Consider the following 19,351-nt stretch of genomic DNA (forward strand, 5'->3'; position numbering starts at 1 on the left):
GAGATGCAGCCTTGCCGGTCGCGCATCGCACCGCTCGCGATGACTTGCATCTGTTTGCATTTGCGAATACAACCTTCTTTTCGATCAATCCGGGCGACGATGAAGATCGCCCCACGGGAGACAAGATGGCACGGAAAGAGTTGGGTGATATCGCCGCAGGGCGGTTGGGTGCAGGGGATTTGGCCACGAATTTTGGCGATGTGGCGCCGCCGTTGAGCCGGCAGCAGGCCTTGATCGAAGCCAGTCGCTGCCACTTCTGCTACGAGGCGCCCTGTATCGTGGCTTGCCCGACGAGCATCGACATCCCGGGATTCATTCGGGGCATCAGTACCGACAACCTCGGTGGCGCCGCGCACAAGATTCTGGATGCGAATATTTTTGGTGGCCAATGCGCCCGCGTGTGTCCGACTGAGATCCTGTGTGAAGGCGAATGCGTGCGGAACGGACCGGAAGACAAACCGGTGGCGATCGGCGCATTGCAGCGCTATGCCACCGATTGGGTCTATGACGCGCCGCAAACGCTGTTTACGCGGGCCCCGGCAACGGGCAAACGGATCGCGGTGGTGGGCGCAGGGCCCGCCGGATTGGCGTGCGCGCATGCGTTGGCGCGCCTTGGGCATCAGGTAACCGTATTCGAGGCTCGCGAGAAGTCGGGTGGTCTGAACGAGTACGGCATTGCCGCTTACAAGGTCGTCGATTTTTCCGCAAAGGAAGTCGCCTGGCTGCTGTCAATCGGTGGCATTGAGGTGCGCCATGGGCAGGTTTTGGGCAAGAACTTGAAGCTTGAGACATTGACCGAAACGTTCGATGCGGTGTTTCTTGGCATCGGCTTGGCAGCCGTCAACCAGTTGGGCTTGCCGGGCGAAAATCTCGCGGGCGTTCGCAACGCGGTCGACTTCATTGCCGAGTTGCGCCAAGCAGCCGACAAATCGTCGGTGCCGATTGGTCGCCGCGTGGTCGTCATCGGTGGCGGCAACACCGCGATTGATGCGTCCGTGCAGAGCAAGCGTCTTGGTGCGGAGCAGGTCCACCTGGTCTACCGACGTGGCGCCAATGCCATGAGCGCCACCAGCGCCGAGCAAGCGTTTGCGAAGGACGAAGGGGTGTTCGTCACGCATTTCGCGCAGCCCGTTGCGATCCTTGGGCAGAACGGCCACGTGTCAGCGGTTCGATTCGAACACACGCGCATCGATGATGGTGGGCGATTGACGGGTACGGGCGAGTACTTCGAGATCGCCACCGACATGGTGCTGAAGGCGATTGGGCAGACGCTGGACGCCAACAGTGCGACCGGATTGAGCTACCGTCGCGATGGCAGGATCGACGCAAACGCAACGGGCGCGACGCGTCTCGCGAAGGTGTTTGCCGGTGGCGACTGCGTTGGTGGCAAGACCGATCTCACCGTGCAGGCGGTTGCCGACGGCAAGGCTGCGGCCGGGGCGATTCATGCGTTTCTGGGGCAAGGCTGATCAGCCGCGCACATGCTCACGTTTCTGAAAATTCTGCTCGCGGTATTCATCACAATCATCATTCTGATTGCGTTGGTGTTCTATTGGCTGAAGCGCAAGTTCGGACGCTTCGTCAAGAACGCGATGCAGATGGCCGCTTTGCTGCCCAGGATGCCGATGCGGGTGCGCCTGCAGCCAATGACCCGGTTTGATGCGGAAGACGCGGGCTTGGATGAGACTGCCACGGCCCAACTCACCACGTATCAGGAAGACTTGCAGCGGCTCGGTTTCAGCCAGACGGGGTTGTTCGAGAGTGAGCGCGGATCGTTGCTGGCGTACCGCCACCCTGACCGACCCGTTCTCGTGCTGCTTTGTGCCGAGGCGTCGCAATGCACCTTGGAGACGTTGGCGTTGAGTCGAGAGCCGAAGGCCTATTGGCAACGCCACGACAACGACCCGCAGACGCTTGAACTCTCCCATCTGTCGCTGCAAGTCGGGCCGTTGTCCGATGTTGCGTCAGCCGTCGGCGCAGCCGAAGCGCGCCAGTCTGACTTGCGGCCGCTCGGCCCTGAGCATGTCGTTAGCCTGTATGAACGGGTTGCCGCCATGGAGGCGGACCATTTCCTGGCGGAGAAGCCGAGCTCGCAATGGATTCGCCAGCGCGTTGGTAAGGACAAGGCGGCTGGCCTGGACGCGGCGAAGTGGGCTGAACTCGAACAGTCGGTCGAACAGCAGTGGTATGGCGCTTTGCAGAGCGCGCTGAACGATGAGGCGCGTCGGCAACTCGGCTGGTCGCAGGAAACATGGGATCGACTGTCTCAGCACCTCGCGTTGGTGCACCGCTACTTTAAGGCTGGTGAAATCAGCAGTTGGTTCAACGAGGAGCCACTGACAGAGCGCCTGGTGCAGCAGTTGCAACAACAACAGCTGACTGACCGACAAGTCTTCGATGAGGTCAACCAGCGGGTGGATGCACCGAACAAACTAGTACGCGTAGCGCAACTCAAGGCGCCGATTCCGGCTGATGTGTATCTGCCAGAGCGGTTTCTAGAATTCGCCAAACAAATTGATGCGGCATTGATTCCATGAAAGAGTTTGTTTACGAAGCAATCGATGCGGCAGGGCAGAAGCGGCAAGGCAGTATCGTGGCGACGACCATTGCTGACGCCCGGTTCCAACTGACCCGTATGGGCTTTCGACAGGCCCGGATCTTGTCGAGCGAGCTGGAATTTTCAAAGATTCCGGAACTCGATCTGAAGGACGAGGCGACCGCCAAAATCTACGTGCAGTCGCAGCGTGATTCCCTGTCCATGGTCTTGATCCGCATTGCCCTGGGCAACTGGCTCATCTGGTTGCCGTTCCTGTTGTGTTCGGTGTGGTCGCTGGTTGAGGGCCCACCCTTCTCCTTGTCCGACTACGCCGCGTTTGGTCTGCTGGCGCTGAGCGTTTGGGTGGTCGTCAAGCTGATGATGCCGTCCGCCCTATACAACGTCGTTCTGGAGCGTCGGATTCAGAGCGACTACCAAGGCGCTTTGACCATCAGCGGGATCGCGCTCCGCCTGGTCGGTGGCAATGCATTCATGCGCAAGGCGTTCACACAGGAGCGGGCCAAGGCGCTGGCTGGATTAGGTCGGACTGCCGAGGCTGAAGCCACATTGGTTTCGATCCAAAACGAATTGACTGACGACGAATTCCGGGTCGCCCGAACCGGCATGGCGGATGCGGCCCGCAACTATGGCGAGTATTTGCGGCTTGCCGAGGCAAACTATCGACACCGCCCTGACAACAGCGAGATGGCGCTCGATTATGCCACCGCGTTGCTGCATCACGATCGACAAGTAGAAACGGCTCGGCAGATCGCGAGCGCCTTCCACCCGAGTGCGCTGAACGAGCTCAGCCGGGCGGGCCTCAACAATGTGTTTGCCCTGATTGCCTGGCACGAGCAGCAATGGCAGCTGGTCGTTGACAAGATTCAGTTGGTGGAAGCGGCGTTGCAGCCGTTCAAGAGCAACCCCATGGCACGGGGCTATTTGTTCCGATGCCTGTGTTACAAGGCCAGCGCGCTGCGGCAACTCGGCCGACAGGGCGAGGCAGAAGCGATTTGGCAGCAGATTGCGCCGGTACTAAATCGCAACGACCCCGAACTGTGGCAGCGAATCTATGATCGCCGCGCCGATTGATCGTTCGCACACGAACGAAGCGGTTGCACCAGCGCAGGTGCGATCGTGCGCGTCGACGGTTGCGCGATCAGGGGTCATGCCGGCGCGCATGAGTTTAGTGTTTCATCATCGGGCACCGCGATGCCCGAATCCAGGCGGGCCGTTCTTGGTCCACACCGACTCTGAACGGGTTCAGAGTCTTGCAAGCGGTATTGATTCAGACGGCGTAGACGGGAGTAGCAGACATGGCTGACTTGACCAGCAACTTTATTGGTATTCGATCGCCCAATCCATTTTGGCTCGCGTCAGCGCCGCCTACGGACAAGGCTTACAACGTCATTCGTGCCTTTGAAGCCGGCTGGGGTGGGGTGGTCTGGAAAACGCTGGGCATCGACCCGCCGGTCGTCAATGTCAGTTCACGTTATGGCGCCGTGCAATGGAATGGTCAGCGCATGGCGGGCTTGAACAATATTGAGCTGATCAGCGACCGCCCGCTCCAGGTCAATCTGGATGAGATTCGCCAAGTCAAACGCGATTGGCCGGATCGGGCCATGATCGTGTCGCTGATGGTGCCTTGCGATGAGCAGAGCTGGAAGTACATCCTGCCGATGGTCGAAGACACTGGCTGCGATGGGGTGGAGCTGAACTTTGGTTGCCCGCACGGCATGAGTGAGCGCGGCATGGGCTCGGCGGTCGGCCAAGTGCCGGAATACATCCAGATGGTCGCGGCTTGGGTCAAGCAGTATTCCAAGCTGCCCTGCATCGTCAAGTTGACGCCGAACATCACCGATGTCCGCTATCCGGCCCGCGCAGCGAAAGCGGGTGGGACCGATGCCGTGAGTCTGATCAACACGATCAACTCGATCACGACGGTTGACCTCGATTTGATGGCACCGACCCCGACCGTCGACGGCAAGGGCACGCATGGCGGTTACTGCGGCCCGGCGGTGCGCCCGATTGCGCTGAACATGGTTGCTGAAATTGCCCGTGATCCGGCTACTCGCGGATTACCAATCAGCGCGATCGGCGGCATTGGCACCTGGCGCGATGCGGCCGAGTTCATCGCACTCGGTGCGGGCACTGTCCAAGTCTGTACCGCGGCGATGCATTACGGCTTCCGCATCGTCGACGACATGATTTCGGGTCTGTCGAACTGGATGGACAGCAAGGGCTATCGGACCATCGAAGACTTCCGCGGCAGGGCGATCCAGAACGTCACCGACTGGAAGTTCCTGAACCTGAAATACGACATCAAAGCCCGTATCAATCAGGACCTCTGCATCAAATGTGGCCTGTGCCACATTGCGTGCGAAGACACGTCGCACCAAGCGATCACGCGCGAGAAGGATGGTCAGCGCCACTTCGACGTGGTGGACGCCGAATGCGTGGGCTGCAACCTCTGCATGCATGTGTGCCCGGTGGATCATTGCATCACGATGGAACGCGTTGATGATGGCTCGTTCCAAAATTGGACCACGCATCCGAACAACCCGATGGCGGAGAAAGCCTGATGCAATCACCCCGTAGCGAGTTTGATGCGACGGCGCCGGTCAGTGCCGACCTGGTCAATGACGACCTGCTGCCAGTAGCAAAGGCGGCACGCACGTGGACTTGGTATCACTATGCCGCCGTGTGGATCGGCATGGTCATGTGCATTCCGTCCTACACGCTCGCTGCGGGTCTGATCGATCAGGGGATGTCGCCATGGCAAGCCGTCACCACCGTGTTGCTCGGCAACGTGATCGTCCTGGTGCCGATGCTACTCATTGGCCATGCCGGCGCGCGTTACGGTATCCCCTACGCGGTGCTGGTGCGGGCGTCATTTGGCACTGAAGGCGCTAAGGTGCCGGCTTTGCTCCGCGCGATTGTGGCGTGCGGCTGGTATGGCATCCAGACCTGGTTTGGTGGGCTTGCCATCTATACCCTGGTCAACATTATGAGTGGTGACGCGCTGAAGGGAGCGCCGCTGCCTTGGTTCGGTATTGATGCCGGCCAGCTGGGTTGCTTTGTTGCCTTCTGGCTGCTGCAACTCTATTTCGTCGTCCATGGCACGGAATCGATCCGCTGGCTGGAATCGATCTCGGCGCCAATCAAGATCGTCATCTGTATTCTCGTTGTGATCTGGGCGCTGAACGCGACCGGTGGCTTTAGCCACATCATGAGCGAGCCATCGCAGTTTGAGGTGGGCGGCAAGAAGGAAGGCCAGTTCTGGCAAATCTTCTGGCCGTCGTTGACTGCGATGGTCGGCTTCTGGGCAACGCTTGCGCTGAACATTCCCGACTTCACCCGCTTTGCCCGTTCGCAAAAGGATCAACTGCTCGGACAGAGCATTGGACTGCCGATCCCCATGGCAATGCTCGCGCTGATGTCGGTCATCGTGACGGCCGCTACGGTGGTGTTGTTTGGCAAGGCGATCTGGGATCCGGTCGAACTTGCCGGGCGCTTCCCTGGCTTTGCGGTGTTGCTGGCGCTGTTCTTTCTGACGCTCGACACAATGTGCTGCAACCTGGCCGCCAATCTGGTCGGTCCAGCCTATGACTTCTCGAACCTCTCGCCGCGTCGCATCAGCTATCGCACCGGCGCGTTGATCACCGCGGGGATTGGTCTCGTGGCCATGCCTTGGAAGATTCTGGCGAGCACTGAAGGCTATATTTTCACGTGGTTGATTGGCTACTCGGCGTTGCTCGGCCCGGTCGCCGGCATCATGTTGGTTGACTACTTTCTGATTCGAAAGACCGAACTCAACACGCAGGACTTGTTTCGCCATGACGGCCAATACCGGTACACCTCGGGGTATCACTGGCCGGCGTTTGCGGCGTTGATTCTTGGTGTGCTGCCGAACCTGCCCGGGTTCTTGAAGGCGGCTGGGTTCGTCCAGTCGGTGCCGACCATCTTCAGTACGATCTATGCGTATGCCTGGTTCGTTGGTCTGGCGATCGCGGCGTTGATCTATGCCGTGTTTGCCAAGCGCGTGCGACCATGATCGAAGGGCGCTGCCCAAGGTTTTTGGCAGTGCTTGTCATGGCGTTGGCTGCGAACGTGGTTGAAGGTGCCGATGGTCTCTTGAGCAATGAATCGGCGCTGGATGCCGCTTCCTGGCAAGTCACGCTGCCGAAAGGGTGCCACGCTGAACCGAAAACGGTTGCGGCAAACTGGCTTTACGATGCGGCCGATCAGCAGCGGATCGACGCGAATCCGATGATGATCTTAAAGCCAGATTTCGAGAATATGCCGGCTCATGTCTGGCGCGACCTGGAGCCGTGTTTTCCGGGCAACGACTGGTTCAAAGCGCAGTGGCGCCTGTTGCCGGTGGTGGCATACACGCGGATCTACGACCGTCACCATCAGGTCGATGCGGATCTGCAGCAGGATTTTGAGCAGTTTTCCAGTTGGACGCGGCAGGGAGACCTTGATTCGGGCTGGTTCTTTCTACCGTTCCTCGATACCAGCAAGGCGTTTGTCGTGCTCCCCAAGCGACTCAAAACCGATGCGTTCGATGGTGTGCGCGTCATCGTGCAGTTTGATGTGGATGGCGGCAACATTGCCACTGCCGGACGCTTGCTCTATGTCTACCAAGGGCTGAGTGCCGATCGCAGCCAGTTTCAGTTGCTGATCGTGCCGCTGCGGCATCCGGATTTGCCGGACGGCGACGCCACCGAACATCTGGGCGTCACACGGGAATCGCTCTATGAATCGGTTGCGGCCCGAGAGGCGTATGCCGGGCGACTTGCGCCCTGGCTGGAGACTCGCGCCGACACCATGACGCCGACTCTGACAACGCTTGATCAGATGGTGCTGTCGGTGCACGCGCAACGCTAGGCGCTGCGGGCACCGAGGGTGGCGCCGTTCACGCCGATCGTCGCCCGCGCACCCGCTGCATTGCTGCCGCCAAGGCACGCTCAACCAACGGCTTGGATTCCAGCGTTTTCAGCGCTTCCGCCTTCAGGTCGAGCGCGAGTTCACCGAGCTTGCGTTCCATGGCCTTGATGCCATTGCCGTTGACGAACATGAACTGCTGGTGGTCGCCACTGATCCAAAGCAGTTTGATCTGCTCGGTTTTGCCCGGCTGCTTTTGCCATTCGAACCACTGACCGCTCTTCATCGCGCGCGCTTTCTCGACCCAAGGACCGAGTTCTTCTTCAGCGCTCGCGCTTTGAGCCGCAATTAGCGGGGCCTCAACAGGCTTCGGTTGCAGCGCTTCGATCTTGACGCGCGGCGTTTCGGCACGCTCAATCACTCGCTCGGCAACGGTTTGCTGATGTTCGATCTGCACCAGTTCGCGCAGGCCAGACATGATGAGATCGCAGTCGGCTTCGGTAACGCCCGTTTGTTTCATGCCCTGACGCAGTTGGGCTTCAACCTCGGCAAACTGCTTGCGCCATGGGGCGACCATTTCGGGGCTCGCATCGGCTTTCGGAAAATGGGCCAACAGATCAACCAGACGGAGCGCATCCAGCCATTCTTGCGAATCACGACCGTGCCGGACGTGGGTCAAAACCAGATACTGCTGCCAGTATTGCTCTACCAACTTGGCCATGGCCATCGGCAGTTCGGTCGAGCCGAGTTTGACCCGCAACGTCTCTTCCGTGTCGCGCTTTGCCACTTCCATCCGATTCTTGCCGTCTGCAGCCTGGCTCGCTTTGCGTTCGGCCAACTGGACGCGTTGGTGTTCCTTGCCAGCAAATTCGGCAAGCTCTTTGCGGAGCGCGGCGAACAATTCAGGCTGCGGGTCGCTGACCTTCATCAGGTCATCCACCATTCGTGTCATCAGCGTCTTCAGACCACGATCGGTTGCCTCGGTCCAGCCCAAAGCTGCCTGGGCAAGCTCATTGAGCAGCAAACGGGCTGGATGTTCGCGACGCGCCAGGAACTGCGGATCGGCGAGCGCAAGCTTCAAATATGGAATCTGCAAATGGCCCAGCACGGCTTGCAGCTCAGCTGGCAAGTGGCGATCGCTGACGGTGTAGTCGAACATCATTCCCATCAGGTCGATCAGGCCGGCGTCGAGCGGACGGATCTGCACTGTGCTGCCATTTCGCTGCTGTGTGAGCGTCTCAATGATGGCGGTCGACAGACTGTCTGGTCTCGATACGGCCGGTTGTTCAAATTGCAGCGCAACCGCCTGGATGGCCTCGGTCAGTTCCTGGCGACTTGCGACCGGAAGGCCGGAGCCAGGCTGGAAGCGATGATGCGCGGCATAGCGCAGACCCAACGCATTGATCAGCTCGCGCAGCGAGTGCATGATGGCCTGGTCGGTCGTGAATCCACCTGCCGGAATCGCGTAAGGGTTCGCCGCAGCGGCTACCTCGGCCGCTGACGGACTCGGCATTGCGGCCGGTAGTCCCGCTGCGGGTGCGGCACTTGCGGGTGCGGTTGGGCGTTGAAAGGTTCGGTACGGCACATCCACCGCGACCTGGCACGCGTTCATCGCGGCATGGGCGCGCATCAACAGAGTCTCGCAGGCCTTCAGCAGTTCGCGCTCGAACAGCTTCATCAGTACGAGTCGCGTTTCCAGCGTGCACTCGAAATGGTTCAGGGCCTGCATGAAACTCATGCACAGCATTTCCGGACCCAGCGTGTTGTTCTGGTCGCCCTCCTGTGGCACCCATTGCACAGTGGAAAAGCGCTTGCTCAGCGCCTGGAAGTCCTGGCTATAGCGGTTCCGGACCCGGCTCGCCGCGGCCTGCGCGGCAACTTCGGATTCAATTGTGTCGGGGTCTACCAAGCTCAATGTATCGGACTGAGCCGGAACCGGCATACGGCCATAACGCTCGTTGCGCGTGCCGAGCAGGCGGGCGAGCTCACTCTGCACCGCTTCGAACGTGCGCGCAGCCAGATCGACCTTGGCGAGGCGCAGGCGACGCATGATGTCGAAGTGCGTGCTCTGCTGATTGAAATTGCCGGCGCGTTCGGAGCGGTCGAACAAGGCATCGTCGCCGTCCTGAAATACCAGCGTGCACAGGTCCTGCACCGGCTGTTGCCAAGCCGTGGTCAGCGCGTCGAACAAGCGGCGGTTGCGCGACTCGGTCTGCGCATCGGCACGCTGAAACGGAAGCACATTGCGGGAACTGCTGAAATCGGAGGACATAGTGCACCTGGATGCGGTTGCAACGTGTCTGGGCCACGTTGCGGATTGTGCGTTCGGATCGGCCCCAACCGACCAGTGGCGACCCCTTACTGGCAGCGTCCACAACAAACCATCCCTGGTCTGCCTGATTAAACCGAAAGAAGCGGCTCAATCGCACGCGATCACGACCATCAATTACTTGGCGCTTGACGGTCGTCACGATCCAAGACGCGGACACCGATGCTGATTTCTCAGTCCACCCGCGCCAATTCCGGAAAGTCGTCACAAATCTAGAAACTGGGGTGCAAACGGACTGTGATTGGAGTCACATTCGTTATCGTTTTCCGGCATCATTGCGACAGGCGGTTATTTCGCCCGGACAAGCAGGGATTTTCATGCACAAGGCCTTCACAAGCCTGCTGTGGCGGCAGGCATTGTTGGTGCTGCTGGCAGCCTTGCCGGTGGCGTCGGCGCGTGCCCAAATCGAGAGCTACCGCGATCAGCACCCGCTCGAACAGCAGGCGCTGACCGATCCTGATGCCGTGCTCCTCAGTATTCAGCCCCTTCGGAAGCGTGCGGAGCAGAGTGGCGACCACCTGACGCTCGCCCGGCTGGCGCTGGCCGAAGCCAACGCCTGCCGCGTCAAGGCCGACTGGTTTTGCCAGCGACGGGCCGGCAGTCTGGCCACCGAAGCGGCGCGCAACGGCAATGACCCCTACCTGGAGATCCGCGGGCTGATCATGACCGCTCGCGGACACGCGGCAATGCAAGACTTCAATTCGGCCGAAACAGCCCTGGGTGAAGCCAGTGCCAGGCTTCGGCACTTGAATGAGCCGACCTTGCGCGCCGATGTGGCGCTCGCGTACTCGTCGATCAGTGCGAGCCTGGGCAAGAGCGAACTCGCGCAACGGTACGCAGAATCCGGGATTGCCGAGCTGCCGCCCGGGCAGGCACTGCCGCTCCGGGTTCGTCTGCTGCGCAATCTGGCCAAGGCGGCGGTTGATCTGCGCCGGTTCGAGCGTGCGCGCGAGGCGCTATTCGAAGCGCAAGAGCTCGTCCTGAAGATCGACGACCCGAAGCTGCGTGGCGAGATCTGGTTGGAATACGGGCGGCTTGCACTGGCCCGCCAGGACCCGGAAGAGACCAAGCGCATGGCGTCGCTGATCGGCAAGGAAGCGCTGATGCTGAAGAACAGTCAGCTTAGTGGGTTGAGTCTTGAACTGGCGGCGCGGGGTGAGATCCTCAGTGGCAATGTCATCAAGGCCGAACAGGGTTTGATCGATGCCGCCCGGAAGTTTCGCGAACTCGACCTGTATCGCGACGAGATCAGGGTGGTGCGCGAAGTGGTGCGCCTGCATGCGAGCCGGACTGATGTCGGCACGTTCCGCGAAATGCTGGACCGGTTGAACGAACTCAGTGAGCAAGTGACTGAACGTGAACGCGAAATTGCGACCGACGATTTCGAGGACCGGCTCCGATATGCCGAGCAGGAGGCCGAGCTGACCCAGGCCAACGCGCGCGCGGAGGCCGACCGGCTGCTTGCTGCCTCGGCAACGCGAACCTCGCAGCTGAGCCGCGTCATTGCGGTCGTCAGCGTCATTGCGGTGGTCGCGCTCGCAGGGCTTTACCTGATGCTTCGCCGCACGATGCGGCGGCTGAAGCATGCCGAAGCGGAGCGGGTCAATGCGATGCTGCGAGTGAGTCACGACCTTCGGAATCCGCTGAACGGCATCCTTGGGTTGTGCGCGTCGTTACGGAGCAAGGCGCTCGATCAGCAAAGCCAGCAATTGGTTGCGTCCATCGAGTCGGCGACCCAGGGCATGGGCGCGCTCGCCCAGGACTTGCTCGATCACGGCCAATTGGAGCGCGGCAAACTTGGCCTCAAGCTCCGTGCCGTCCAGCTTGGCACCAATCTGCGCGCCTTCGCCGAGCAATACAAGGCGCGCGCGTATGCTCGCGGCTTGGAGTTCAAGCTGGTTGTCGATTCGCGGATACCCGCAGCCGTGGAAGTCGACGCCGACCGTTTGCAGCAAGTGCTCGGCAACTTACTTGGCAACGCCATGAAATTTACGCAGCAGGGCTATGTGGGCTTGAGTGTGCGCTGCCTTCAGCAAACCCCTACCCAGGTGGAGTTGGAATTCGCGGTAGATGACAGCGGGCACGGGATTGCCGCCAACGAATTGGCGCGCTTGTTCCGGCCATTCGAGAAGGGCGAGGAGGGCGCGCGGCATCGCAGTGGCGCTGGGCTTGGACTCGCGATTTCTCAGGATCTCGTGCAACTCATGGGTGGACGGATCGAAGTCAGCAGCGACCTCGGTCGGGGTACCCGGTTCCAGTTCCGACTGTCGCTGCCGGTTGTCGATCCGGGCTATCCCGATGAAGCGCCCAGCCAAGAGCCCCCGCCCGTCGCTGGCCGGCGTGTGCTGCTGGTGGACGACGACTTGCTGAATCGCGAATTTCACGTGCTCTTGCTGAATGCGATGGACTGCGACGTCCGGACCGCCGAGACCGCCGAGCAAGCGTTGATCCTGGCGCGCCAAGAAGATTTTGGCGCGTGTCTGCTCGACTATGAGCTACCCGATGCCAAAGGGACCGAATTGGCTCGCGAGCTCCGATCAGTGTTTTCGGCGCGTGGCGTGAAGCCCCGAATTGTCGCGGTGTCGGGGCACGCGCCTAGCAGCAGTCTCGGTCGAGATCTGGTGGATGATTGGGTCATGAAGCCTACGAGCCTTGAACGGCTGCGGGAAGCGCTGGAAGCCTGATGTGCGGCATGAGCTTTTGGCAGCGCGGCGAGGTGGTTCGGTCCGTGCAGCGCTGCGATGTTTGGATGCAATCCGTCGCCGATGGGTCGAGGACGCAAGCGGCGTGCGGTGGACATTGGAACGCTGCGCGCAAACAGCGACCGGTTCGCTCTGGGGCCATCAGTCGCACCGAGGCGCGCTGAATAGCGCATCAAACTATCGGTGACGATACGCGGCTTTCAAGATGGCGGTATGTCGCAAGTAGCCCTCTCCCCAGCCCTCTCCCACTCGCGTGGGAGAGGGAGTCGGCTCCCTCCCCCGCGAGCGCGGGGGAGGGTCGGGGAGGGGGCTACTTGCGATCAGGACGGGCATCAGTCGTAGATCTACTGGGTACATAAATCAACGGGTTATCGTGTGTTTGATGAGAGCGGGAGCGCTCCCTCCCCCGCGATCGCGGGCGAGGGCCCGGGGATTGGGCTGCTTTCGGTCCAGATCGTCATTGCGCGCAAATCGCTCAATCGGGATGCTGGGCGCGCAATGAGGCAACGACATGTACAGCGCGGCGCGTCCGTAAGTCGCTAGGCGAATCCGGTGGCGCACGTTCGCGGTTCGGCGTGTTGGATTCAGAATGCAAGCGGTTTTACCAACTGAATGTTGCTGCGGCAGTGCCACATTCGAGCGGCTACCGGCGCGCCTGTCGTCAATAGCAAGCAGCGTCGCTCAACCGCTGCAGACTCAGGTTGTTGCGGACAAACAGGCTGCCTTCGAGGCCCGGATAACGTAGATCCATGCTTGTGCGCAGCGACACTTCGCCGCAAGCGCCGCTGCTTTGAAGATCCATCTGCCCGATCGCCCGGTATTGCGGCTGCACCGACGCGCAGGTTGGGCAACCGTTCAGAACGTTCAACATGCTCAAGGTTGCGCGGCCATCTGCCTGTACGCCGCTGCCGAGCGCCCATCGCGGCTGCCCGGCACCATCGAAGTAATACACAATCGCACCCTGGGTGGTTTCGGCGCCAAGGCCCTGGGCGAACAGCGACACGCCCCAGCCCGAATCCAGCAGGCCTGCCGTCCAAATACCGTTGTTGTCGACAGCGCCGTTGCCCGCACCACGAATCTGCATGGGCTCGATGCACCAACGCCGCGTTGCCTGCCCGGGCATCGTGATTTCCGCTTCCGCGAGCGCGAGCGCGTCCGCGCGGTTCACGCCGTCGGCGCACGCCGCGTCGCCAGCGCCAAGCCCAAAGCGGATCTGCAGCTGTCCGGTTCGTTCGGTATTGATCGACGACACCAGATTGCCATCGCGCAGCACTTGCTCAGTGAACATCAGACCATTCTGATTATTGACGAACTGGCCGTTGGTGATGCTGCCGAGAGCGCTCCACCACTGCGGCTGGCCGTCACTCGCAAAACTGTAGAACAGCACTGCCCACTGGTTGCCGATCTTTTGAATGTCAAAGCCATGCCCGCTCTGTGCGCGATTCCACCATGGGCCGCGCTTGACTTGGGCTTGCTGCAGTGCGCCCTGATCGAGCCACGCCTGATTGCCCGACTCGGTCGCGCCCGCCCCGGCAAAAAACCAGCGGCGACCCTGGTCTTCGACAAAGGGTGACGGGGCCATGGCTGCGATCGCGCCGCGCTGCCAGGCCGCACCCGTATCGGGCGCCAGGCTACGAAGGCTGTAACTGCCGCCCGACTGACGAATCAGCACATGACTGTAAAGCGTCGGGTCGGCCGCGTTGCCGGCGATCACTGGGCGCCGGAATCCAATGATGGTCAGACGTTCGTTGGTCTCGGGATGCAGTGCCGTCTGGACACCGGTGTTCATGAACGTCAGCGGCTGGCCCTGGTCATTGAACTGTCGACGCATCGCCGCTTCGAGCTCGAACTCCAGCACCGGCCGTTCGCCTGAACCGGGGCGGACGCGCGTAATTCGGCCGGTTACCGTGTGCGCAATGAGCAGGCTGCCGCCGCCCGCGTCATCGGTGATCGCCGCCATGGCAGCGGCCTCGCTGCCGACTTCGGTGTCCGTATCGCCGACATAACGCCAACTGACCGCACCGTCAGAAACCTGCCGCACGTAGACACGACTGCCAACGCTCGCGTAGCGCCAAGCCGCATATACCTGGCCATTCAAGCTCGCCAGACCGGCGCCGCGGCCATTGAAATTGACTTCGGCTTGCGCAACCACTTTGATGGTCCCGAGCCGGTCACCCTCGATGCGCCAGATGCCGCCAGAGCGGCCGTCCGCCATCAGAAGCGTGTCCTGCTGGAGCGGCAGCACACTGTGCACACGCGACTGTGCGAGATCCCAGGGCAGCGGCACACTGACCCAGTTCCGATCAGCTTGTTGCACCCAGAGCATGCTGCCATCAGCGTCACTGCCGACCATGGCAGCCAGCACGCTTTGACTTGCCAGCGTGACGCGTCCGATCCATTGGACATTTCGGACAGAGTCGGGAAACCGGAACGCTTCCTGCCAGCTCTGACTTGATCCGCGCAGTACCAGTATCCGGCTCGGTCCGCGCGATGACACCGCGCCATCCAACCCCGCGTACAGCATCCCACGATCGGCGAACAAGGCACCGACGCCATCGGCCTGCCAGCCTTCGAACGTCGGAGTCTGGCGACCGCTTTCGAGCACGGTACCAAGGTTCATCGTCTCGAATCGCTGGACCCTGCCAATAGGCAACGCTTTCAGCCATGCGGCCATCCATTCTCGTTCTCGGTCGGCAAGCGCCGCTTCCGTTTCGGCCTGCACTTCGGTGACGGCCATGCCCAGGTTTTGCAAGCGGCTTGCCAGGTCGCGATTCGCGGGCGCATCGGTTGCCGGGTAGCTCAACAACACCGGCCAGTCGTGACTCGCCAACTGCTGGACGGGCGAACGCTGCTGCCAAGTCGCGGCATCGCGCATTGCGGCTGGGACATTGCTGCCCGGTTGCCAGACAGTCGGCTCCTGATTCATGCCCTGGGGCTCGCTCAGCATCAGGCCTCGGATCGCATTCAGATCAGCCGACTCCAACGCAAACTCGGCAGGCTTGGCAAGCAAGCTGCCAACCAAGTGGGCGCCAGAACCGTCGGCCAGCAAGAGGATCTGATTCGGGTCGCCCCCCCAGATCTCGGCGCGCGCCCGAACAAATGTGAGGGCCATCGCGAGGTCTGCAGTCTGTTCCCGCCAATCCGCTTGTGGCTGTGCGCGATAATTCAGCGCGACCACCAAGTGGCCGGCGCTCGTGAGTGTCAGCGCGCGATTGCCGATGTGGCGCTTATTGATTTGCTGCCAGTCCTGGCCGGGGACGTACACCACCATCGGGTGCATGCCCGGCGTGTCCGGGCGATAGACGTCCAGGGTTTGATCAGGCCCAGCTTGCTCCGAGTAGGCCAGATCGGCCAGTTGGTCGGCCGCCGCCAAAGACGGCAGGCAGGCAAGCACCAGCAACATGAGTAGGCGAGTCCGGATCATGGTCCGAAATGTACCGGATTCGCCGTCGCAAAGGTGTTATCCAAGGTCTTGTTTTGCGCGGATTTGAACGCGGCCCACCGACATCTCGCCCTGAACCTCAGAACCCGGACGCCCGGAAGCGGTCAGGCGTGCTTTCGAATCGGTGTAGGTTCGTAGTCGCCGTGGCTCATGGCGGCGATTGTATCGGGCTTCAATATTCGGATTTCCCGGCCCTGAACCTGGATCAGGCCTTGATCTTGCATCTGGCTCAAGCCACGGCTCACGGTCTCGATCACCAGCCCTAGGTAACTCGCAATGTCGGCCCGGCCCATGGACAGCAGCAATACGTCCGAAGGCCTGCCCAGTGCCCGCTGCCGCTCGGACAGCCCGTGCAGGAACATCGCCAGACGATCTTGCGCCTGCTTGCGGCCCATCATGGTCAGGTGGTCCTGATCCTGCTCCATCGATTTGCCGATGTTTCGGAGCAGCTGCCATTGGAGCCCGGGGATTTTCTGGGACAGCCGTTCCAGGCTCGCCATAGGCACTTCGCAGACCAAACTCGGTTCCAGTGCAACGGCGTCGCACCGATGCGCGCCAGCGCTCAGCCCGTCCAGGCCAATCAACTCGCCCGGCATATAAAACGCGATTGTCTGCTCTTCGCCACCTTCGTTGACGACGCTCGTCTTGAACGAACCTTGGCTGGCGACATACACCGCGCGCTGATTCTCGCCGGCATTAAAAAGGCGATCGCCGCGCTGCATGGGCCGGCGCTGGAGCACAATTTCCTCCAGACGCTCGATCTCCTCGATCGACACCGAAGCAGGCAGGCACAGAGGATGCAGGGCGCACTCACTGCATTTGACACGGTTTGCTTTCATGGCGCCAAGCGTACGAAAAAACCGCCGATGGCGCCATCAAACTTTGGGACAATGGCGGGTATCAGGCAATTGCACCGCGATCCGCCGACAAAGCCCTGTGAAATTGTGACATTCCATTTGCAAGTGTTTGATTCCGCGCATCTGTGTCCAAGCCTTCCGATCTCAAATCAGGGCCCGCCACGTCCGGCAATGGTCGTCGCGCGCGGCATCACTGCTCAATCCTGAGGGCCGGGAAAGCTGTTCACGTACATGATGGTGAAGTCCGGAAAACTGTCGACGAACTGAATCTTGTAGTCCGGGAAACTGTTGACCATCTGCCATTTGCCCGGGTCGTCCGGAAAACTCTCGACAACCTGCACATGCAAATCAGCGAACGATTCCACGACTTTGACCTTGTAATCCGGAAACGATTCGACCACCTGAATTTTCCCGTAGATCTTGCTGACATCAGGCTTGTCGCCAGCCGTCACCACAGCAGGCGTTGCCAGAATCAACAAAAGGGGAAGCAGACTCACGAGCGTGCGCATCGGTGGTTCTCCTGATCAGTGCCTCCCGGATGCGGGATGGCTCGTCTGCAGTGTGCGCTTCGTGGCTGAATGCGGCATGAGTGCGCGTCGACGCAATGCAGCATGACGGCGATGGCTCGTTCCACCGCGTACCTCGCGCAAAAGAGAACGGGCCTGGCGCTTGGCCAGACCCATTCGGATTCCCCCTGTGGGAGATGACTGCAATTACTCGGCAATGCTCAGGCTCGGGCTAGCCTCGCCGGAGAGCGACTTGGCGCGCTCGACCAAGCCGACGAGTTCCTGGCGATAGCCGAAATCGTCGCGACCGACATGCTGGCGAGCGAGGTTGGCGATTTCTGAATACGAGAACGTGCCGATGTGTTCCCCACCGCGCAGACGATCGGCAAAAGCCGCGACTGCGGCCGCGAACGCTAGATTGTTGCTGGCCTTCGCTTGCATCGAATGGGTGCTGATCGGGAAGCTCAGCAACTGGCTGTTGTCAGCGTCTGGTGCCTTGTAGCGCAGCTTCAGGAACGCGAGCTCGCTGTTTGGTGCGCGGACGTTTTGTGTTTTGCCATAGCGAAGCGGATCGACCTGCTCGCCGCCACTGCCGACCAGCGCCAACTCGTACAACGCGGTGACATCGTGGCCGGCACCAATTTCTCCGGCATCGACCTGGTCGTTGTTGAAGTCTTCGCGGGCCAGCAGGCGATTTTCGTAGCCGATCAGTCGGTATTCAGCGACGACGCTCGGATTGAATTCGATCTGGATCTTCACGTCCTTCGCAATCGTGAACAGCGTCGAGCTCATCTCTTCGACCAGTACTTTGTGGCCTTCCTGCAGCGTGTCGACGTAGGCATGGTTGCCGTTGCCGACATCGGCGAGTTGCTCCGACAGCTCATCGTTGTAATTGCCCTGACCAAAGCCAAGCGTCGTGAGCGACACGCCCGACTTCCGCTGCTCGGCCACCAACGTCTTCAGTGCTTCGGTACTGACCAAGCCGACATTGAAGTCGCCATCGGTCGCCAGGATGACGCGGTTGACGCCGTCCTTGATGAACGCGCGACGCGCTTGGTCATACGCGAGTTGAATGCCCTGCGCGCCGTTGGTCGAACCGCCCGCGCTGAGTCGGTCCAATGCTGCCAGAATCGTTTCGTGCTGATCGCCAGCAGTTGGTGGTAGCACGAGACCAGCCGATCCGGCATAGACGACGATGCTGACCCGATCCTGAGCGCGCAGCTTCGGCACCATCAGTGCAAACGACTGCTTCAGCAGGCCGATCTTGTCGGGCGAATCCATGGAGCCCGAGCTGTCGATCAGGAACACCAAGTTGGCAGCGGGAATCTCGGATGCCGCAATCTCGTAGCCTTTCAATCCCACCATCAAAAGCTGATGCTTGCCGTTCCAGGGGGCAGGTGCGAGTTCCGTATGCACCGCAAAAGGCTTGCTGCGGTCTTTGGGCGGACTCAGTTGATAGTCGAAATAGTTGATGAACTCCTCGGCGCGCACAGCGTCGGCCGGCGGCGCATAGCCTTGGGCCAGCATCCGGCGCACGTTGCTGTAGCTGCCCGTGTCGACATCGATACTGAATGTCGAGACAGGTTCCTCCTGCACCAATTTGACGTCGTTGTCTTGGCGCTCCTGATACGTCTCGCGATTGGCTGGGTCGATGGGTGAGGCGCCAGCCGGCTGCGTCTGCAGCGCGCCGCCGGAGCCGATTGCGATCCGCTCCATGGGCGCCGCCGCAGCGACCGAGCTTGGATAAGACGCAGGGGGTGATGCTGGGGCATCGGCCAACACGGGCATTGCGCTTTCCATGTCTACGCGCTGAATCCGACTGCCGGTCACGACGATCGTATCCAGTTCTTCGGATGCGTCGTCCTGCTTGGCCGGCTTCGCCGTGGCACGCATCTGGTCCACTACGGGTTGATTGATCGCCGCTTCGACGCGGGCTAGTTCCTTTCGCTCAGGTTCCGGTGCTCGGTCGGCATCGGCGAGCGTTTCCGCATGCTTGGCGCAGGCGCCGAGCAGCAAGGCGGCAGAGATAGCGAGAGACAGCGAAGACGCGTTGAACAGGGAACGACGAGCAGTGGACATGGGCGACTCCTTG

At 60.9% G+C, this 19,351-nt stretch carries 12 protein-coding genes; 7 read left to right on the plus strand and 5 right to left on the minus strand.

Features of this window, described 5'->3' with window-relative positions; translation table 11 throughout:
- Window positions 1-11: 11 nt before the first annotated feature.
- The 6 genes from C7S18_RS03370 to C7S18_RS03395 all read left to right on the plus strand — a co-directional run bounded on the left by C7S18_RS03370 (window position 12) and on the right by C7S18_RS03395 (window position 7,426).
- Complete coding sequence (locus C7S18_RS03370) at window positions 12-1,469, plus strand: NAD(P)-dependent oxidoreductase (RefSeq protein WP_206207969.1); 1,458 nt, start codon at window positions 12-14, stop codon at window positions 1,467-1,469.
- Between the two features lie 12 nt (window positions 1,470-1,481).
- Entirely contained in the window at window positions 1,482-2,537 is a 1,056-nt protein-coding gene (locus tag C7S18_RS03375; protein ID WP_106890214.1) for a hypothetical protein, read from the plus strand.
- Window positions 2,534-3,628 carry a hypothetical protein gene (locus C7S18_RS03380; RefSeq protein WP_106890215.1) on the plus strand — a complete coding sequence of 365 codons (1,095 nt, stop codon included), beginning with the start codon at window positions 2,534-2,536 and terminating at the stop codon, window positions 3,626-3,628. Before C7S18_RS03375 ends, C7S18_RS03380 begins: the two co-directional genes overlap by 4 nt.
- A gap of 224 nt (window positions 3,629-3,852) precedes the next feature.
- Window positions 3,853-5,118, plus strand: coding sequence for an NAD-dependent dihydropyrimidine dehydrogenase subunit PreA (gene preA, locus C7S18_RS03385; protein ID WP_106890216.1), 1,266 nt, complete (start codon window positions 3,853-3,855; stop codon window positions 5,116-5,118).
- A complete protein-coding gene (locus tag C7S18_RS03390) occupies window positions 5,118-6,590 on the plus strand; it encodes an NCS1 family nucleobase:cation symporter-1 (RefSeq protein WP_106890217.1) in 1,473 nt (490 codons plus the stop codon). Before preA ends, C7S18_RS03390 begins: the two co-directional genes overlap by 1 nt.
- A 38-nt stretch (window positions 6,591-6,628) precedes the next feature.
- Window positions 6,629-7,426, plus strand: a complete 798-nt coding sequence (locus C7S18_RS03395) for a hypothetical protein (RefSeq protein ID WP_106890218.1) — start codon at window positions 6,629-6,631, stop codon at window positions 7,424-7,426.
- Between the two features lie 28 nt (window positions 7,427-7,454).
- Here the strand turns inward: C7S18_RS03395 and C7S18_RS03400 are convergent, their stop codons facing one another.
- Window positions 7,455-9,695 carry a DUF1631 family protein gene (locus C7S18_RS03400; protein ID WP_106890219.1) on the minus strand — a complete coding sequence of 747 codons (2,241 nt, stop codon included), beginning with the start codon at window positions 9,693-9,695 and terminating at the stop codon, window positions 7,455-7,457.
- Between the two features lie 374 nt (window positions 9,696-10,069).
- On the opposite strand from C7S18_RS03400, the gene C7S18_RS03405 reads away from it, so the two are divergent.
- Window positions 10,070-12,436, plus strand: a complete 2,367-nt coding sequence (locus tag C7S18_RS03405; protein WP_106890220.1) for an ATP-binding protein — start codon at window positions 10,070-10,072, stop codon at window positions 12,434-12,436.
- A 679-nt stretch (window positions 12,437-13,115) separates the two neighbouring features.
- Here the strand turns inward: C7S18_RS03405 and C7S18_RS03415 are convergent.
- The 4 genes from C7S18_RS03415 to C7S18_RS03430 form a co-directional block, all read right to left on the minus strand.
- Complete coding sequence (locus C7S18_RS03415) at window positions 13,116-15,857, minus strand: alpha/beta hydrolase (RefSeq protein WP_170113081.1); 2,742 nt, start codon at window positions 15,855-15,857, stop codon at window positions 13,116-13,118.
- Window positions 15,858-16,000: 143 nt separating this feature from the next.
- A complete protein-coding gene (locus C7S18_RS03420) occupies window positions 16,001-16,735 on the minus strand; it encodes a helix-turn-helix domain-containing protein (RefSeq protein WP_106890223.1) in 735 nt (244 codons plus the stop codon).
- Between the two features lie 215 nt (window positions 16,736-16,950).
- A complete protein-coding gene (locus tag C7S18_RS03425) occupies window positions 16,951-17,262 on the minus strand; it encodes a 7(1) septoil knot domain-containing protein (RefSeq protein WP_106890224.1) in 312 nt (103 codons plus the stop codon).
- A gap of 204 nt (window positions 17,263-17,466) precedes the next feature.
- A complete protein-coding gene (locus C7S18_RS03430; RefSeq protein WP_106890225.1) occupies window positions 17,467-19,338 on the minus strand; it encodes a vWA domain-containing protein in 1,872 nt (623 codons plus the stop codon).
- Window positions 19,339-19,351 lie beyond the last annotated feature (13 nt).

Source organism: Ahniella affigens (genome assembly GCF_003015185.1).
GTDB lineage: Bacteria > Pseudomonadota > Gammaproteobacteria > Xanthomonadales > Ahniellaceae > Ahniella > Ahniella affigens.

Excerpts from the sequence above, each read along its gene's own strand:
- C7S18_RS03425 (WP_106890224.1), bottom strand. The coding sequence starts at position 17,262 with ATGCGCACGCTCGTGAGTCTGCTTCCCCTTTTGTTGATTCTGGCAACG.
- C7S18_RS03405 (WP_106890220.1), top strand. The coding sequence starts at position 10,070 with ATGCACAAGGCCTTCACAAGCCTGCTGTGGCGGCAGGCATTGTTGGTG.
- C7S18_RS03430 (WP_106890225.1), bottom strand. The coding sequence starts at position 19,338 with ATGTCCACTGCTCGTCGTTCCCTGTTCAACGCGTCTTCGCTGTCTCTC.
- C7S18_RS03390 (WP_106890217.1), top strand. The coding sequence starts at position 5,118 with ATGCAATCACCCCGTAGCGAGTTTGATGCGACGGCGCCGGTCAGTGCC.
- C7S18_RS03375 (WP_106890214.1), top strand. The coding sequence starts at position 1,482 with ATGCTCACGTTTCTGAAAATTCTGCTCGCGGTATTCATCACAATCATC.
- C7S18_RS03400 (WP_106890219.1), bottom strand. The coding sequence starts at position 9,695 with ATGTCCTCCGATTTCAGCAGTTCCCGCAATGTGCTTCCGTTTCAGCGT.
- C7S18_RS03420 (WP_106890223.1), bottom strand. The coding sequence starts at position 16,735 with ATGAAAGCAAACCGTGTCAAATGCAGTGAGTGCGCCCTGCATCCTCTG.
- preA (WP_106890216.1), top strand. The coding sequence starts at position 3,853 with ATGGCTGACTTGACCAGCAACTTTATTGGTATTCGATCGCCCAATCCA.
- C7S18_RS03395 (WP_106890218.1), top strand. The coding sequence starts at position 6,629 with ATGGCGTTGGCTGCGAACGTGGTTGAAGGTGCCGATGGTCTCTTGAGC.
- C7S18_RS03380 (WP_106890215.1), top strand. The coding sequence starts at position 2,534 with ATGAAAGAGTTTGTTTACGAAGCAATCGATGCGGCAGGGCAGAAGCGG.
- C7S18_RS03415 (WP_170113081.1), bottom strand. The coding sequence starts at position 15,857 with ATGTTGCTGGTGCTTGCCTGCCTGCCGTCTTTGGCGGCGGCCGACCAA.